Annotated in this window: 18 protein-coding genes; 2 read left to right on the forward strand and 16 right to left on the reverse strand. The window is 70.1% G+C overall.

Going from position 1 to position 16411, the window contains the following annotated elements; translation table 11 throughout:
• Positions 1 to 3: 3 nt before the first annotated feature.
• The 8 genes from VKT83_02500 to VKT83_02535 form a co-directional block, all read right to left on the reverse strand.
• Positions 4 to 1185 (reverse strand): FAD-binding oxidoreductase, encoded by a 1182-nt coding sequence (locus tag VKT83_02500; GenBank protein HLY21315.1) that lies wholly within the window; start codon positions 1183 to 1185, stop codon positions 4 to 6.
• 5 nt (positions 1186 to 1190) lie between these two features.
• Positions 1191 to 1412 carry a cold shock domain-containing protein gene (locus tag VKT83_02505; protein ID HLY21316.1) on the reverse strand — a complete coding sequence of 74 codons (222 nt, stop codon included), beginning with the start codon at positions 1410 to 1412 and terminating at the stop codon, positions 1191 to 1193.
• A 50-nt stretch (positions 1413 to 1462) separates the two neighbouring features.
• Positions 1463 to 2239 carry an enoyl-CoA hydratase-related protein gene (locus VKT83_02510; GenBank protein ID HLY21317.1) on the reverse strand — a complete coding sequence of 259 codons (777 nt, stop codon included), beginning with the start codon at positions 2237 to 2239 and terminating at the stop codon, positions 1463 to 1465.
• Positions 2209 to 2817 carry a TetR/AcrR family transcriptional regulator gene (locus tag VKT83_02515; GenBank protein HLY21318.1) on the reverse strand — a complete coding sequence of 203 codons (609 nt, stop codon included), beginning with the start codon at positions 2815 to 2817 and terminating at the stop codon, positions 2209 to 2211. The genes VKT83_02510 and VKT83_02515 overlap by 31 nt, the downstream gene beginning before the upstream one ends.
• 189 nt (positions 2818 to 3006) lie before the next feature.
• Positions 3007 to 3498: a hypothetical protein gene (locus VKT83_02520; protein ID HLY21319.1), complete on the reverse strand. Its 492-nt coding sequence runs from the start codon at positions 3496 to 3498 to the stop codon at positions 3007 to 3009.
• Between the two features lie 126 nt (positions 3499 to 3624).
• Entirely contained in the window at positions 3625 to 4980 is a 1356-nt protein-coding gene (locus tag VKT83_02525) for a cytochrome b N-terminal domain-containing protein (GenBank protein HLY21320.1), read from the reverse strand.
• Entirely contained in the window at positions 4977 to 5480 is a 504-nt protein-coding gene (locus VKT83_02530) for a Rieske (2Fe-2S) protein (GenBank protein ID HLY21321.1), read from the reverse strand. The genes VKT83_02525 and VKT83_02530 overlap by 4 nt, the downstream gene beginning before the upstream one ends.
• 229 nt (positions 5481 to 5709) lie before the next feature.
• Complete coding sequence (locus VKT83_02535) at positions 5710 to 5934, reverse strand: hypothetical protein (protein HLY21322.1); 225 nt, start codon at positions 5932 to 5934, stop codon at positions 5710 to 5712.
• A gap of 123 nt (positions 5935 to 6057) precedes the next feature.
• Between VKT83_02535 and VKT83_02540 the strand changes: the two genes are divergently transcribed.
• Positions 6058 to 7470, forward strand: coding sequence for an MBL fold metallo-hydrolase (locus VKT83_02540; protein ID HLY21323.1), 1413 nt, complete (start codon positions 6058 to 6060; stop codon positions 7468 to 7470).
• A 54-nt stretch (positions 7471 to 7524) separates the two neighbouring features.
• Here the strand turns inward: VKT83_02540 and VKT83_02545 are convergent, their stop codons facing one another.
• Positions 7525 to 7761, reverse strand: coding sequence for a hypothetical protein (locus VKT83_02545; GenBank protein HLY21324.1), 237 nt, complete (start codon positions 7759 to 7761; stop codon positions 7525 to 7527).
• A gap of 32 nt (positions 7762 to 7793) precedes the next feature.
• The gene (locus tag VKT83_02550) at positions 7794 to 7988 is read right to left on the reverse strand and encodes a hypothetical protein (protein HLY21325.1); all 195 of its coding nucleotides are present in this window, start codon (positions 7986 to 7988) and stop codon (positions 7794 to 7796) included.
• A 467-nt stretch (positions 7989 to 8455) separates the two neighbouring features.
• On the opposite strand from VKT83_02550, the gene VKT83_02555 reads away from it, so the two are divergent.
• The gene (locus VKT83_02555; GenBank protein ID HLY21326.1) at positions 8456 to 10234 is read left to right on the forward strand and encodes a GAF domain-containing sensor histidine kinase; all 1779 of its coding nucleotides are present in this window, start codon (positions 8456 to 8458) and stop codon (positions 10232 to 10234) included.
• A 47-nt stretch (positions 10235 to 10281) separates the two neighbouring features.
• On the opposite strand, the gene VKT83_02560 is transcribed toward VKT83_02555, so the two are convergent.
• Genes VKT83_02560 through VKT83_02585 form a run of 6 tightly spaced genes read right to left on the reverse strand, consistent with a single transcriptional unit; the run spans position 10282 to position 16118 of the window.
• Positions 10282 to 11031, reverse strand: a complete 750-nt coding sequence (locus tag VKT83_02560) for an SIS domain-containing protein (protein HLY21327.1) — start codon at positions 11029 to 11031, stop codon at positions 10282 to 10284.
• Positions 11028 to 12359 (reverse strand): class II D-tagatose-bisphosphate aldolase, non-catalytic subunit, encoded by a 1332-nt coding sequence (locus tag VKT83_02565; protein HLY21328.1) that lies wholly within the window; start codon positions 12357 to 12359, stop codon positions 11028 to 11030. The genes VKT83_02560 and VKT83_02565 overlap by 4 nt, the downstream gene beginning before the upstream one ends.
• Positions 12356 to 12820 (reverse strand): PTS sugar transporter subunit IIA, encoded by a 465-nt coding sequence (locus tag VKT83_02570; GenBank protein ID HLY21329.1) that lies wholly within the window; start codon positions 12818 to 12820, stop codon positions 12356 to 12358. The genes VKT83_02565 and VKT83_02570 overlap by 4 nt, the downstream gene beginning before the upstream one ends.
• A 2-nt stretch (positions 12821 to 12822) precedes the next feature.
• Positions 12823 to 13314 (reverse strand): PTS sugar transporter subunit IIB, encoded by a 492-nt coding sequence (locus tag VKT83_02575; GenBank protein HLY21330.1) that lies wholly within the window; start codon positions 13312 to 13314, stop codon positions 12823 to 12825.
• A gap of 27 nt (positions 13315 to 13341) precedes the next feature.
• The gene (locus VKT83_02580) at positions 13342 to 14490 is read right to left on the reverse strand and encodes an SIS domain-containing protein (GenBank protein ID HLY21331.1); all 1149 of its coding nucleotides are present in this window, start codon (positions 14488 to 14490) and stop codon (positions 13342 to 13344) included.
• A gap of 11 nt (positions 14491 to 14501) precedes the next feature.
• The gene (locus tag VKT83_02585) at positions 14502 to 16118 is read right to left on the reverse strand and encodes a PTS system mannose/fructose/sorbose family transporter subunit IID (protein ID HLY21332.1); all 1617 of its coding nucleotides are present in this window, start codon (positions 16116 to 16118) and stop codon (positions 14502 to 14504) included.
• Positions 16119 to 16411 lie beyond the last annotated feature (293 nt).

Below are 16411 nucleotides of genomic sequence, written 5' to 3' on the forward strand. Positions count from 1 at the left end.
TATTCAGCCGGTGATGTGCATCCGGTATCCGCCGCGGAATTCGCGGTGCTCCGCGAAGCGCGTGATGCTGAACGCCTCGAGGTCGACGTGCGAGCAGCGGCCGGTCGTGACGTATTCCGCGATGGCTTCGCCCGTGGCCGGGCAGAGCTTGAACGAGTTGCCGCTGCCGCCCACGACCTGCAGGTAGCCGCGGACCCCGGGCACCGGCCCGAAGATGAGGTGGAAGTCCGGGCTGATGCCGTCCGGTCCGGACCACGAGCGGACGCGGGACATCCGCTCCGCCCACGGGCAGCGGCGGACGAGATTATCGTGGATCTCCGCCTCGAACATCATGGACGGCCGAGGCGGGTCGGCGTCCAGATCGGGCGCCTCTGTCTCCAACTCGGTGTTCTCGGCCGAACCCCCGCCGGCGAGCATGAGGCCCATCGCGTCCGGCCGGCAATATGTCATGGTGGTGACGTCGATCCACGTGGGACTGGTCCGCGTCCACCCGCCGTACTGCGGGTTGAACGCGACCATCTGGAGCAGGCCCGGCCTGACGGGCAGTGTCACTCCGACCATCCGGGCGATCCGCGGCGCCCACGCGCCCGCGCAATTGACTACGAGCGGCGTGCGAATCGAGCCGTGGTCGGTTGCGACTGCGGAGACCGCGCCGTTGCTGATGATGTCGAGCACCGCGACCCCCGAATAGATCGCCGCGCCGAGTTCCCGCGCCTTGTTCGCAAACGCCGTGGCGGTCGCGTAGGGATCGGCGTACCCGGCCTCCCCCTCGTAGGCGGCGAGCGCCAGGCCGTCGCGGGCGAACCCGGGGATCCAGCGGTGGACCTCGTCGGGACCGATCAGCTCGGCGTCCACGCCGGCGTGCCGCTGCATCTCCACGACCCGCCGCATGTTCGCCGCGTCGGCGGCGCCGACGACCGCGACGAACCCGTTGCACACGTAGTCGACCGGCGATCCCAGTTCATCCGCGAGCCGCGGCCACAGCTGGGCCGCCCGGTGCGCCAGCCGGACCATCGACGGGTTGGAGTAGTGGCAGCGAATGATGCCCCCCGACGCCCCGGATGACCCCGCCCCGATGGTGCGCCGTTCCAACAGCGCGACCTGCCTGCCGGCCTTGGCAAGGTGATACGCGACGCTCGCGCCGTGGACGCCTCCCCCGATAACGACGGCCTCGGCCTCCTGCATCACGCTTAGGCCACCCGCCGCACGTCGGACGCCTGCAAACCTTCCAGGCCCTCGAAGATGGTGAACTCCACCGTTTCGCCTTCACGGAGGAACGACGGACCGGGGGCTGCGACCGCCGTGTAGTGCACGAAAATCTTGCTGCCGTCCGGACCGCCGATAAACCCGAACCCGCCGTTGACGTTGAACCATTTGACCCGGCCCTGCACCCGCTCGCCCGACACCGCCATGCTCCTCCCCCCATCCGGCCCGCGCATCTGTCGCATCGGCGCGGCCGCCGCTACGCGTGCTTCCAAACCGGCGTGCGCTTCCCGAGAAACGCCGCGATGCCTTCGGCCGCGTCCGCGGTCGCGACCAGCTCCGACGTGTACAGCTTCGTCGCGTCCCGCAGCGCGCGCCGCAGGGCGTCGCGGCCGTCCGCGACCACCGCGCGCTTGGCGAGGCGCACCGCGGCCCCGCTGTGGGCCAGGAGCCTCGCTTCCAGCTCGCGGGTCGCTCGGTCCAGCTCCCCCGCCGGCACCACGCGCGCCACCAGTCCCATCGCGTGCGCCTCCGCCGCGGAGATCGGCGCGCCGGTCAGCACGAGCGCCAGCGCCCGCGCGTCGCCGACGAGGCGCGGCAGCAGCGCCGCGGCCACGGGCGGGAACGCGGCCAGCGTGATCTCCGGCAGACCGAACCGGACGCCGTCCGCCGCCACCACGAGATCGCACAACAGCGCAAGCTCCCACCCTCCCCCGAGCGCGGGACCCTGCACCGAGGCGATGACGGCCTGGGGCAGCGCCAGCATCTCCACGGCCAGCGCCTCGAACGCCTCGAGCATCGGGCGCGCGCGCTCGGGCGCGTGTGCCGCGACGTCCACGCCGGCGCAGAAGGCCCGCGTGCCGGTCGACGTGATCGTGACGGCGGCGACCTCGGGGGTCCGGGCGAGCCGCGCGCAGGCGGACGTCAGGCCGAGCAGCATCGGCAGCGTGAGAATCCCGAGCGGAGGCCGGTCGATCACGATCCGGGCCGCCCGGCCGTCGATGTTCAGCGCGATGCGGCCGTCGGTCTCGTCCATGGGGCGCGTGTCTCCGCGGAGGAGGCGTAGCCATCGAGGAAGATCCGGGTCATGCCGTCGGCGAGCGTATCGGCGTTGCCGTCCGCTTCCGGCCGGTACCACATATGGATCCAGTTGAGCATCCCGAACAGCGCCATGGTCGCAAGGCGCGGCGGCACCGAAGCCACGGCCACCTCGGACACCACGTTGCGGCAGATCGTATAGTAGCGATGGCGCAGCGCGTAGATCTGCGCGGCCTGGGCGCCCTCGAGCGCATCGAGCTCGCGGGTCAACACCTTCATCTCGTTCATGTGCCGCAGGAAGTGCTCGAAGTGATTGCGGATCACCACGCGGACGCGGCCCCGGGGCTCCGAGGTCGCGGCCAGCTTCTCGGTCAGGGAGTCCAGGACCATCGTGAAGCTGCGCTCGCAGATGCGGTACAGCAGCTCGTCTTTGCCGCGCACGTAATAATACAGGCCGGCGACGCTGATGCCGGCGGCGCGGGCGACATCGCGGATCGTCGTCCGTTCGTACCCCTGCGACGCGAACAGCGACGCGGCGGTCTCGAGGATCGTCTCTCGTCGGGCATCGTATGCCATCGCAGCCTCGTTCGAGCGCTCGATCACCTAGACACCAGCGTATCGGCCGCGGAGGCGGCCGCCAATGGAGAATCCGGCTCATTTGCATGAAGCAAATGCCGCACTTGCCGGCCGGCGCGGCGAGACACGAGCGCGCCCGCGGCGGGGCCGCGGGCGCGCGTAGTGCCGTGGTAGGGACGGGAAGCGTTCTTACATCGCGACGATGAAGCCCGCCATGTAGCCCTCTTTGCCGGGTCCGGCGTAGCCCTGCTCCATCGCCCAGCCGTGGCCGCCGGCGTCGCAGGTCAGCGCGCAGTACCACCGGTAGGTGCCCTTCTGCGCGATCGTGAAGGTCGCGGTCGTCGTGACCGGCTCCACGTCGCTGCCGACCTCTTTGCCGCCCTTGATCTGGATGTTGAGCTTCGCCTTGGGGGCCGTGAGCGTGTGCGCGCCCTCGTCGTAGTTGATGAAATCGACCGTCACCGGAACGCCCGCCTTCACGACGAAGTTCGGCGGGACAAACGCGTCATGCCCTTTGCCGTCCGGGCCGAGAATGCCGGTCTTGCCGCGGAAGACGTAGACCGTAACCTTTTGCGTTTGCGCGGCGGCCATCCGCGCAAACGGTCCTGCCATCAACGCCGCGCCGGCCAGGCCGCTCGCAGCGACCGCCAGAGCCTCACGCCGGCTCACATTCTTCGCCATCGATATCCCCTCCCTACCGGGTTTGGTGCGTATCTTGGTACTGGGCTGAGTCTACCGGCAGAGGCCCGCCACGCCCATCGGACGCCGGTCGGATTCGGTATAGGGCGGAGGTACGAGCGGCGTTTTTTACTTGAGCGTCTGCAGATACGCGACCAGCGCCTTGAGGTCGTCGTTCGATATCTTGTCGAACGCCGGCATGTTCGTCTTCGGGTTGACCTTCTCGGGGCTGCGGATCTGCGCGGCGAGCCGGTCGGCCGAGAGGCGGCTCCCGGCGTGCGTCAGTTCGGGACCGACGGTGTTGCCCTGCCCGGCGACGACGTGGCAGCTGTCGCAGTGGTTCTCGACGAACACCTCGTGCCCGCGACCGACGAGCGCCTGCGGCGACCCGGCCGGCGCCAGCCGGGTCCCGGGCGGCACCTGCACCGCGCCGAAGAGCGTCAACCCTCCGACCAGCACCACGGTGCCGGCGGCCACCGCCATCGCGAACGGCCGCCTGGCCGGGCGGCGCTCGGGACGCCGGTCGAGCAGGGGGACGAGAAAGAGCAGCAGGGTCGCCGCGAGCGGCAGCACCACCACCCCGACCGGCTCCCACAACGGCCCCTCGAAGTACTTGAGCAGCTGGAAGAAGAACAGGAAGTACCACTCCGGCCGCGGCACGTACGTGGTCGACGCCGGATCGGCCCGGACCTCCGTCGGCACCCCCTTCCACGCCGTCAGCGCGAACAAGACCAACAAAATGAGCAGCGAGACGCCCAGGTCTTCCGCCAGCTGCTCGGGGTAGAACCGCTTGTTCTTCGCGACCGTCGCCTCGTTGCCCGGGGCGGGCGCGATGCCGTGCCGGTAGACGAGGTACAGGTGAAAGATCACCACCGGCACGAGCAGCGCCGGCAGCAACAGCACGTGGATCGCGTAGAAGCGGGCCAGGGTCACGGGCCCCACGCCGGCCTCGCCGCGGACCAGTTGGAGCAGCCAGCCGCCGATGACCGGCACCGTGCCGACGATCTTCGTGCCGACGACGGTGGCCCAGTACGACCGCTGCGTCCACGGCAGCAGGTAGCCGGTGAACGCAAAGCCCATCACAATCAAGAGCAGCACGACGCCGGCCATCCATGTGACTTCACGCGGCGCCTTGTACGATCCCCACACGAACGTCCGGAGCATGTGCAGCCCGACGAGGATCACGAGCGCGCTCGAGCCCCAATGGTGCAGGCCGCGCAAGGCCGGACCGAAGACCACCTGCGACATGATGAACGTGATGCTGTCGTAGGCGTGCTCGGGGGCGGGCGAGTAGTTCATCGCCAGGATGATCCCGGTCACGACCTGCACGACGAGCAGAAAGAGCGTGGCGCTGCCGAGCGTGTGGGGCAGCCCGGTCTCGTCGGGGACGCTGCGGTTCAAGAACCCGCCGAACAGCCCTCCGGGAATCCGGGCATCGAGCCAGGCGGCCGGTCCGCCCCGCGGGGCGCCTGCGGGTGCGCTCACGCGCCACCCCGCACGAGCGCGCCCATGTAGAGCGTCCCGTTTTCGACCTTGGTCTCGTAGTGATCGAGCGGCCGCGGCGGCGGTCCGCCCAGCACTTTGCCGGTCGCGTCGAACTGGCCGCCGTGGCACGGGCAGATGAACTTGTGTTCGGACGCCTCCCAGTGATACGGGCAGCCGAGGTGGGTGCAGTGGTTGTCAAACACCAGGTACTTGCCTTGGGCGTCGCGCTCGATCCAAACCTGCATCTCGGCCGTCGCGTTCACCCATCCCTCGTTGGCCGGGTGCATGTGATGCGCGAGCGTCGGCTCCGGCCCGAACGTGGTGACCGGTCCGATCGCCACCCACTCCGCCTTCTCGACCGGCTTGAAGGCCGGCGACAGGAACGCCCCGATGACAGGTATCCCGACCAGCGCGCCGAGCACGGCGCTCAACGTCCAGAACATGCGGCTGAAAAACGTGCGGCGGTCTACCGCCGGCGCCTGCGCGCGCTGTCCGCCCATCTCCCCTCCCGCTCCTGGGCCCGTGTACCCGCGACGTGCCGGTCCCTCTATTTCCCGGACTTCCACTACGGTGTTCGGACGGCGGTCCCTTTTTGGACCAACGTGTCGAGAATACGGAGCGGGCAACAAAATATCGTCAGACCCTGGGCTGATCCTCGGGTCGGGTCACAATCTGACCCGGCGTCCCGGACGGATCTCGGCCGGGCCGGAGTACCGCGCCGAGCCTGTGCTACGCCGCCCGGAGCGTAGCCCTGTCGGCCTCCAGCAGCCGGCGGCGGGTCGCGGCCGCCAACGAGACGGCGTCCGCGAGATCTTCCGCGATCTTCGAAATGTCGGTCCGAACGGTGTTCGGCGTCGCCGACAGGCGCTCGGCCTCGCGCACCTGGCTCAGCGCGTTGCGCAGCTGGCGCTCCACCTCGATCAGGGCCCAGTAGCTTTCATGCTCCTGCGCCATGAACCACCTCCGGGTATCGCCCTTGCCCGCACCACTATCATGACCGGCGGCGCCGAGGCCGGGGATCGGACCTGCGCCTGATTCGGGGTCCGGCGGCCATCGGCGTCGAAGCGGAAGTCCGGCATGCGGATCACGTTCCTCGGCGCGGTACGCACCGTCACCGGCTCGATGCATCTCGTCGAGACGGGCTTGAATGACATTGTTGCCGGCCGCGGGTCGGCCGGCGGAAGCCGCCTCCTGCTCGACTGCGGGCTGTTCCAGGGCCACCGCGAGGAGGCGGCCCGCATCAACGGCACCCTGCCCTTCGACGCGTCGAGCCTCGAGGCGGCCGTGCTCTCGCACGCCCACCTGGACCACTGCGGCAACCTGCCCACGCTGGTCCGGAGCGGCTTCCGGGGCCCGATCTACTGCACCCCCGCGACGCGCGACCTGGCGGCCCTCGTGCTGCACGACAGCGCCAAGGTGCAGCACCAGGACGCCCGCCACGTCAACAAGATCCGCGCGCGCACGGGACTGCCGCCCGTGACGCCGCTTTATACCGCGAGCGAGGTAGACCGCACGATCGGCCGGTTCCGGACCGTCCCGTACCATGAGCCGTTCCGGCTCGGTCCGGCGCGGGTCACCTTCTACGACGCGGGACACATCCTCGGCTCCGCCGTCACGACGGTCGAGGCCGATGGACGGACGCTCGGGTTTACCGGCGATCTGGGACGGCCCGGCGAGGCCATCCTGCGCGATCCGGAGACCCCGCCCGGCCTCGACGTGCTCGTGATGGAGTCGACGTACGGCGACCGGGCGCACAAACCGCTCGACGGGGCGGATGAGCGCCTCGGGGTGATTGTCCGCGAGACCGCCGCGCGCGGCGGCGCCGTGCTGATCCCATCGTTCGCGATCGGCCGGGCGCAGGACATCACCTACGCGCTCCACCGCCTGCGGAACGCCGGCTCCATCCCATCGATCCCGACGATCGTCGACAGCCCGATGGCGGTGGACGCGACGGAAATCTTCCGGCGGCATCCCGAGTGCTTCGACGACGAGACCCGGACCATGCTGGCGCACGAAGATCCATTTGGCTTCAAGGGGCTGCGGTACGTCCGCGAGGTGGAAGACTCCAAGACCCTCAACGGCCTGACCGATCCCTTCATCGTGATCGCGACGTCCGGGATGTGCGAGTCGGGACGGATCTTATACCATCTGGCTCACCGGATCGACGACGTCCGCTGTTCGCTCGTGATCGTGTCGTTCCAGGCGGAGCACACGCTCGGCCGCAGCCTCGCCGGCGGCGCCGCCACGGTGCGGATCTTCGGGGAGCCGCACGACGTGCGCCTTCAAGTGCATCAACTGGCAGAGTTCAGCGCGCACGCGGACGGGGACGAGCTAACGGCGTGGGTGGCGCGGGTGCCGCGCGTGGGACGGATCTACTGCGTGCACGGTGAAGAAGCCGGGTCGCTCGCGCTCGCCGCCTCGCTCCGGGCCCGGGGCTACGCCGCGGACGTGCCGGTCCGCGGCCAGCAGGTGGAGGTCGCCACGTCGTAACCGGGGCTGCGGCGGCGCCGTTCGCGGCCCGTTACAAACCGCCCGCCGCGCTGTTCACCTGATTTCGCGCACTCCGGCGGCGGGTCCGCCGAGAGTCCGCTCGAACTCCGGACGGGTGAGGTCGCCTTCCTCATACCGATGCCACAACTCGTTGAACTCGTCGGACGTCTGCCGGGCCGGCTTCACGGTGATGAGGAACAAGAATCCCAGCACGCCCACGATGAAGCACACCAACGCTGCCGCGACCAGCGCGCTCCAGACCCAACCCGATCCAAACAGCATCGGCCACATGACACGGTCCTCTAGGGATGGGATCGCACGATCTACTTCGGATCGGAGCCGGAGGCCGCCGGCTCGGTGGTCCGCTTCTGCGGCGGCGCCGCGGCCGCAGATTCGGGCTCGGAGATCTCGCCCCAGTAGCACTCGTCGCAGAACTTGATCACGACGCCATGCCGCTCCAGTTCGTGGCGGACCTCACGCAGGCCGCACTTTTCACACGCCGTGTAGAGTGGTTTCATCGCTGCCCTCCTGCGGACCGGTCCGTCGGCGCCCCGGGCCTTTGTCCTACGGTACCATCGCCCCGGCGGCCGGCCCATCCGGCGATTATCTGATTCCGGCTCCTTCCACAACCCGATCCTGCGTCTGGCGGGGGAGAGGCGGAACCGGAGGAACTCCCGGTAGCGAAACGCAAAAAGGAGCGCACTTGTTGAGCGGCACCGCACCGTCTTCAGCCGTGCCTCCCGGGTCTACTGTCGTCCGGTGCTCTCCGAAGAGGCGCGCTCCTCGAAGTGAACGTGGCCGACCGTCGATTCCCGGGCGCCGGCGTTTGATTCGGCGACTCGCCGCGTGCGCTCCGTTTGCAAGGTAGCACCGGCGCGCGGCCTCGCCTATCGGATCGAAGTCGTATTCGACCGCCGCGGAGAACCGATTCGCCGGCGGCCGGAGGGACGGCCCCCCTTCTGGACGAACACCCGGCGAAAGAATCATGCAGGCGCTGACCACGATTCATGCGATCGCGATCGGCCTCTACCTCGCGGTCGCGCTTCTGCTTATCGCGCAGTACGTCGAGCTGCGCGCGGCGTATGCGCTCTGGTGGGCGGCGGGGGCCTTGGCCCTCGCGGCGCGCGCCCTCGCCGATCTCGCCGCGCTCACCGCGGCGGTGCCACTCCCGCTGATGCTCGTCGAGACCACCCTGCAACTTGCCGGCGCCGGCTTTTTCCTCACCGCCTCCGTCTCCCGCGATCCGCGCTCGCGCGGCATCGCCGTCGTGGGCACCCTCGGCTTCGGCGCGCTGATGGCGGCGGTGATCGCGGTGCTGCTCCTGACCACCGGTCAGGTGATGCTGGCGGACGGCATCGCGGACACCGCGACCGGGGTCGCCTTCCTGCTGGCGGCCGAAGGCTACCGGCGCGCCGAGCAGCTGCTCGACGACCTCGGGACGCGGTTGATCTTCGGCGGGCTGGCGATCGCGGGTGTAAACTACCTCGCCTGGGCGTGGGTGCCGAAGACCGTCGGCCTGGAGACCACGTTCGAGCTGCTGGGCGGGCTGTTCGTGCTGGTGTTCGGCGCGGGGGTGCTCGCGCGGTCCGTGCAGCGGGCGCGGCGGCTCGTCGTGCTCAGCCAGATCAGCGCCGCGCTGCACCGGTCGACCACAGTCCACGAACTGCTGCGGGACGTGCTCGAACGCGCGGGTGAGCTCCTTCAACTCCACAGCGGCTGGGTATTCTTAAGACGGCCGGACACTGACGTGTATGAGCTCGCGGCCACGTATCATCTCCCCCGCGTGCTCGAGGCGGACGAGCGGGAGGGGATGCGCGGGTCGTGCCGGTGTCTCGATCTGCTCGCGGCACATCAGCTCACCGACCCTGTCAATATCGTGAACTGCATGCGACTCGAGCGGGCCGGGACGAGCGCCCAGCACGCCAGCGTCCCGCTGCGGACGTCCAGCGGGATCGCCGGGCTGATGAACCTGGTCCTGCCGGCCGGCCGGCTCTTCGGCCACCGCGAGCTCGCGCTGCTGGCCACGGTGGGCGGCGAAGTCGGCCTGGCAATTGAGAAGACGCATCTGCTCGAGGAATTGGCCGTCAAGGAGCGCATCCGCGCCGAGCTCATCAAACGGGTGCTCACCGTGCAGGAAGACGAGCGCCGCCGGATCGCGCGGGAGCTGCACGACGAGACCGGCCAGTCACTGTCGGCGCTCATCCTGAACCTCGACATCACCCGGGCCACCGTCGAGGACCAGCCGCAGACGGCGGAGGCGCTCGACCGGCTCAAGGGCCTGGCGGAAGGGGCGCTGGAAGAGGTGCGCAAGCTGATCTACGACCTGCGGCCCACGGTGCTGGACGATCTCGGGCTCGCCTCGGCCCTGCGGTGGTACGCGCACGCGCAGCTCGAGCCCCGCGGGGTGGAGGTCACGTTCAAGATTGAGCTCGGCGAAGCCCGGCTCGACACGGTCGTCGAGACGACCCTGTTCCGCATCGCGCAGGAGGCGATGTGGAACATCGTCAAGCACTCCGGCGCAACGCGCACCGAGCTCGAACTGAGTCTCGCGGCAGACCGGGTGCGCCTCAGGGTGTGGGACAACGGCCGCGGCTTTCGGCTCGATGGCCAACGGACGTTCGAGCCGCTCCGCGGCGGCCTCGGCCTCGGGGGCATGCGCGAGCGGGCCGCGCTGATCGGCGGGACGGTCTCGATCCGGTCGAACGAGGGACACGGCACCGAGGTCGTGGCGGAGCTCCCGTTGACGGCACCCGGGGGCGCCTGACCGCACCATACCGGAGCGCGTCGCCCGCCGTCGCCTAGACGGCGCCCTCAGCGGGACGCGTAGGCCGGCTGCCGCTTGATTCGCTCCTCCAACGCCGCGCAGCGGGCCTCGTTGCCGCCGGCGCCCTCGGGGACGTTGGCGCTGACGCGCACCGGCGGATGCACGCCCGCGGCGACCAGCCGTTCGATCACGGTCGCAACCAGCATGTTCACGATGATCGCGGTCGTGACCGTCGACGTGCCGCCCACGCGCTCGGGCACCCCGTCGATCGCCAGCAGCGCGTCCCCGCGCGGCCCGCAGGTGTCGATGACGTGGTCGGCGACCTCGAAGAGCCGCTTCCCGCTGGAGTGGCGCGACGGCACGTCGCGGGAGTGCTCGAGCGACGTCAGCGCGGTCACGACGAGCCTGCGCGTCTTCCCGTAGATCGCGGCCTCGACCGGGGCGGCGTTGATGCCCGAATTCGAGACCACGATGAGGTGCTCGCCGGCCCGAAGGTCGTACTGCGCGAGCACGGTCGGCACGTAGCCTTCGAGCCGCTCCAGATACATGCTGAAGGGCCCGTGGCCGGAGAGCGCGGGGTCGATGATCGCGTTGATGCAGCAGAGGCCGCCGGCCCGGTGAAAGATCTCCTCCGCGGCCATGTGCGAGTGCCCGGAGCCGAAGATGTGCAGGAGGGCGCCCCGGGCTACCGTGCCCGCGATCGCGGCCCCCACCCGCTCGATCGCGGGACGCTGTTCCGCGCCGACGCGGGCGACGATCGCGGAGATGCCGGCATGGTACTCGCTGGCGGCGCTCACGCGTTCGGCCACTCCCTTTCCATGCCGCAGGCCTGTGTGTACGGGGCCAACACGGCGGTGATGCGGTCGGCGACCCACTCCCGCGGGTCGCGGCCCAACCGGCCGTCGCGGACGCCGGCATACTGCTCCGGCAAGAACTGGCTGAGCAGCGAAAGCGGCGGCGGGCGGCGAATGAGGTTTTCGAAGAGACGATCGAGGGCCGCCTGCACGTCGGGTCGCGGCCAATAGTAGCGCATGCGGTCGGCATACGCATAACGGCGGGCGCAGGCGATCTCGTCGGGCGTTCCGTGATAGTAGCCGGCCCAGTGCCGCGGATCGGCGACCATCGCACGGTCCACGACCGCCGGCAGATCGGACAGCACGGCACCGGGACGGCCCCCCAGCCATTCCCGCTCCATCCACGCCAGGGCGAACACCGCCTCCCGGAACGCAAACGTCAGCGCCGGACCGACCTTCAGGATGGCGAAATGGTCCTCGACCAGCCGCCGCAGCGACCCCGGCCGCTGGTAATCGGTGGAATGCGCCTCGAACACGAGCCGCGCGTGGACGGCGATGCAGCGCGAGAGTCGCGCGGCCGCGCCGGGCTCGTACTCGTGCACGGCGCCGGCGCCGAAGTCCACGCCGGGCAGCACCACCACCGCGATCACGCGCTCCCATGCCGCGTCCAGGCCGCGCCGGACGAAGGCGCGGCGGGTGATCTCGAGCATCTCCTCCACGTCCTCGGGCGCCGTGACCGCGGGCGGCGCCGTGCCGTCCGTCTCGCCGCCGGGCGCCGGAACGTCGGATCCGATCACGTAGTGGAGGGCGCCGGCCGGCTCCGGCAGGCGGCGGTGCGCGTCCTCGGCCGCGGCGCAGAGATCGGCCGTGCGCTCCGCGACGAGGGTGTTGGACGGCCGATCGTCACGGTCCCCGGCGCACGCCATGCTGGCGTCGAGGTGGAGCTTCGTGTAGCCGGTCTCGACGCAGCCAGCCGCGAGGATGCGCGCGCGGCGCATCGCCTCCTCCGCCGCCAGGGATCGCCACGGGTACGGCCCGAGGTGGTCGGCGCCGAGCAGGATCCGGTCACCGCTGAGGCCGGCGGATCGTCCGATGCCCGTCAGAAACGCCGCGAACGCGGCCGGCGTCATGCCGGTATAGCCGCCGTCCTGATTGACCTGGTTGGACGTGGATTCGACGAGCAGCGGCGCGCCGATCGCGGCGGCATGGCGCGCGGCCGCGTCCAACACGGCGGGATGGCTCGAGCAGATCGAGACGATCCCGCGCGCGGCGCCGGCTTTGTGCTCCGCGACGATCCGCGACAGCCGGTCGCCCGTCCGGACGGCGCTCATGCGCGCGACGATCGAGCCGAGGCGCGGGCGGCGGCCGCGCGCAGCGCGGCCCCGAGGTCGACGACCCCGTCGCGACCCGCGCGTGCCGCGAGCTCCGCGAGCGCGGCGAGATCCGCGTCGTCGCGGCGCAACATCACCTCGGCCAGCATGGGCAGGTTCACACCGCTGACCGTCTCCACTGCGCGTGCCGTGCCGACGGTCAGCGCCCCCGCCACGCGCGCGGGGACACCGCCCGGGATATCCACGAGACACAAGGCACCGTCGCCGGGGTCGAGACGCCCGAGCGCGGCGCGCACGTTGGCCTCGAGATCCTCCACGCCCTCGCCCGGCATCAATCCGACGGCCCACGCCTTGGCGGGCGGGCCGACGAGCATCGCGACCGTCTCGAGCAGTGCCTGGCCGAGCCCGCCGTGGCAGATCACGAGCACCCCGATGCGCGGCGCCTCCGCGGGCGGCGGCATACTCATACCTTGGCGCGGGCCCGGACGACGCGATTAAAGTCCGTTACGGCGCCGCCGGGGATCCATACGGCCTCGAGCGCCGCGCCCGCCGCGTCCAGCGCCTGCCATGCGGCGAGATCGTCGGGGTCCGCGGCGACCTCCTTCGTCAGCCGCTCCCGGCCCGGGGCCGCCCGCACGTTCCCCACGTTGACCTTGGTCAGCGGCACGCCCGCCGCCATGAGCCGCAGCAATTCCCGGGGGCCGCGCGCGAGCACCATCACGGTGTCGTCCGGAAACCCGTCGTGCGCCAGCGCCGCCCCCGCCTCGTCCACCGGCAGAATGGACGTCTGCACGCCCGGGGGCGCCGCGAACTGCATCAGGGTCTTCTGCATCTCGTCTTTCGCCACGTCATCGTCCGCCACGACGATGCGCGTCGCACCGACCATGCGGACCCATCCCAGCACGACCTGCCCGTGAATCAGCCGGTCGTCCACCCGCACGAGCGCGATCTTCACGGTCGCACCCCGCGGCGCGGCGGTGCGCTACCTGGGCAGCGCGAGGCGCGCCGCAAGATAGCGCTTGTCGTCGAGCCGCATCGCGTCGGGCCGGACGCCGCGGGTGAGCGCCGCGTGGTATGCGAACTGGTAGAGCGGCAGCACGGCGTACAGCGGCGTCAGGCACTCCGGCACCGCGAGCGCGAGCCGCGTGACGTGCGCCACGCGGGGAAGGCCGTCGGCCGCGTCCGTGATCACCCAGACCTGCGCGCCGATTTCCCCGAGCGCCGCGGCGAACCCGGTGGCCTTCGAGTAGGCCGGCCCCTGCAGCGCGAGCAGGATGACCAGGTCGCCGGAATCGATCGAGACCCAGGGCCCGTGCATCGCCTCTTCGAGCTCCCACGCGTGCGCCGGGACGTGCGCCGTCTCCTGCAGCTTCAACGCGCCCTCGTACGCGGTCGCGAGGTTCGGTCCGGCCCCGATGACGAACACCCGAGGCCACTCCCGCGCGCCCGCGCCGAGCCGCTGGGCCTGCGCCGCGGACTCGTCGAGGATCTGCCGGGCCGTCTCGGGCGACACGTCGAGGGCCCGCCGGTACGCGTCGGCGTTGCGTTCCCGGCGGGCCGCCATCTCCACGGCCAGCAGGTAGTGCTTCAACAAGGAGGCGACGTAACTGCGGGTCTTCGGGAGGGCGGGCTCGCGCCCGCCCTCCCCCAGAATCGTGCACGTCGCGGCCTCCGCGATCGGCGACCACGGCACGTCGGTCAGGCCGATCGTGACCGCGCCGCGCTGTCGCGCCGTCGACAGCGCGGCCATGACGGACTCGGTCCCCCCGGTGTGCGAGATGGCGATGAGGCCGGCCCGGTCGAGGGCCGCCGGAGGATATGCCGCAAACTCGAACGCGTCGTGCGCCACTGCCGGGACGCCGGCGATCTTCGGGAAGACGTAGGTCGCAGCGATCGCGGAGAAATAGGAGGTCCCGCAGCCGACGAGATGCACCGCTTGGACGCCGTCGAGCGCTTCCGCGGCGCGTCCGACCTCCCCCCGCCGTTCCGGCCTCAGCGTGCCGCGCAGCGTCGCCGGAACGCTGGCCACGCCCTCCCACATCAGAAACGGATGGGTGGTCCGCTCGAGCGCGGAGGTGAGCATGTCCCCCGCCGGCTGCGCGTGCCCCCCGCCCAGTGCAGTGGGTATCACGTGTGTCGCTCCTACTTCAGAATTTGGAAGCCGCCGAGGATCAGGGACGCGGCGATCAGGCTGAGCATGAGCGTCGTGGTCTTGGTGCGCCGCCGCACCAGCCAGAACACTACCAGCACGAGCGCCAGCGGCAGCATCTTCGGCATGATGCCGTCCAGCATCGCCTGCAGAGACACGGAGGTCTTGCCGACGGTGTAGGTGAGCGGCGTTCCCACGGAGATCCAGACCGCGGTCAGCGCGCCGACCGTCATCAGTCCGACCATCGCGGCGCTCTCCATCACGCGGCGCAGCCCCGCCGAGCTGAACATGTTCAGCGCACGCTGGCCGAGACGATAGGCGGAGTCGAGCGTGGTCCAGTAGACGTAGAGGTGCAGCACGCCGAGAACCGCGATGAACAGGAACGGCGCGACGGGGTTGCCGGTGAGGGCCAGGGATGCGCAAATCCCACCCATCAGCGGCCGCGCGGTACCGTGGAACATCGAGTCCCCGATGCCGGCCAGCGGGCCCATGAGCCCGGACTTCATGCCCTGGATCGCCTGGGGCTCGATGTCCTCCCCGGCCGCGCGCCGGGCCTCCATGTCGGCCGTCAGCGCGAGGATCGAGCCGTGGATCCACGGGTGCGTGTTGAAGAAGACGAGATGCCGCTTGAGCGCTTCCACGTACCGCTGCGGCTGTCCCTTATAGATCCTCTTCAGAAATGGAATCAGCGCCCACGTGAACCCCAGCGCCTGCATCCGGTCGAAGCTGAACGCCGACTGCAGGGCGAAGCCGCGCCAGAAGATCTGGCGGATGTCGGCGGGCGTCACCGCCGGCCGCACGGCGATGTCCACGCTGCCGCCGGCGATCGCCGGCACCGGACGCGCGGGCTGCGCAGCCGGCACGGGAACCCGCGCCGGACCTTCCGCGGCGCGGCGCGTCTGCATTATGGCCGCCATGACGACGGCGAGGGCCGCCACGCCGAGGATGTTAAACTGCGTGTACGCCGCCAGCAGGAAGCCCAGGAAGAAGAACGGGAAGAGCGCCGGGGTGACGAGCGAGTTCAGCAGCAGCGCGAACCCGAGAGCCGGCAGCATGTTCCCCGCGAGGTTGATGCCGGCGGTCAGCCAGTGCGGAATCGACGCTGCGAGGGCCCGCACCGCCTCCACGCCGATCGCGAGCGCGACGAACGTCGGCACCGCGTCGGCGAGGAAGTGCACCGCGTTGCCGAGGTGTACCATCAGCGCGATGCCCCGGTCCTGGGCCTTGTCCGCGTAGCGCTCCGCGGCGTTCACGAAGAACACACTCACGGTCTTTGCCAGCAGCTCGAAGAACGAACCGAGCAGCGCCGCCGGGACCGCGATCAGAATCGCCGCCCCGATCCCCTGGTGGGCGGCGATGCCGAAGGCGGTGCCGAGGATGCTGCCGATGTTATAGTTGGGCGGCACCGAGCCGCCGATATCGGAAGCCCCCATGAACACGAGCTCAAGCGTGCCGCCGACGATCAGCCCGGTGTGAAAGTCGCCCATGATGAGGCCGGTGATGGGCGCGACGACGATCGGACGTTCCAGGAACCAGTCCCCGAAAAATCGACGCGAGAAGTACGCAAATCCGGCCAAGCACGCAAGAATAACAGCCGTTCCGATCGACATGATCGGTTCCCCCTTGGAGACGGCGCAGGCGCTTGCCCAGCGCGGCGGGTACAATACGCCTTCTTACCAGTGACTGTATCCGTACCGGCGCAGGGTGAATATCCGACCGCTGTCTGATTTGCCGTCCGGCGGGTGCCGGATGGCACCCTGGCAGGCCGGTGCGTACAGTACAGGCGGAGAAGGTTTATCGGCGGTCGCGGAACATTCCGGAGGCGAGGACATGCTCGATGCCGAGCCCCTCAACGAGATGATGAAGATGAACCACGATGACGTATTCTCGCTCTCGCTGAACA

This window comes from bacterium (assembly GCA_035308905.1).
Classification (GTDB): domain Bacteria; phylum Sysuimicrobiota; class Sysuimicrobiia; order Sysuimicrobiales; family Segetimicrobiaceae; genus DASSJF01.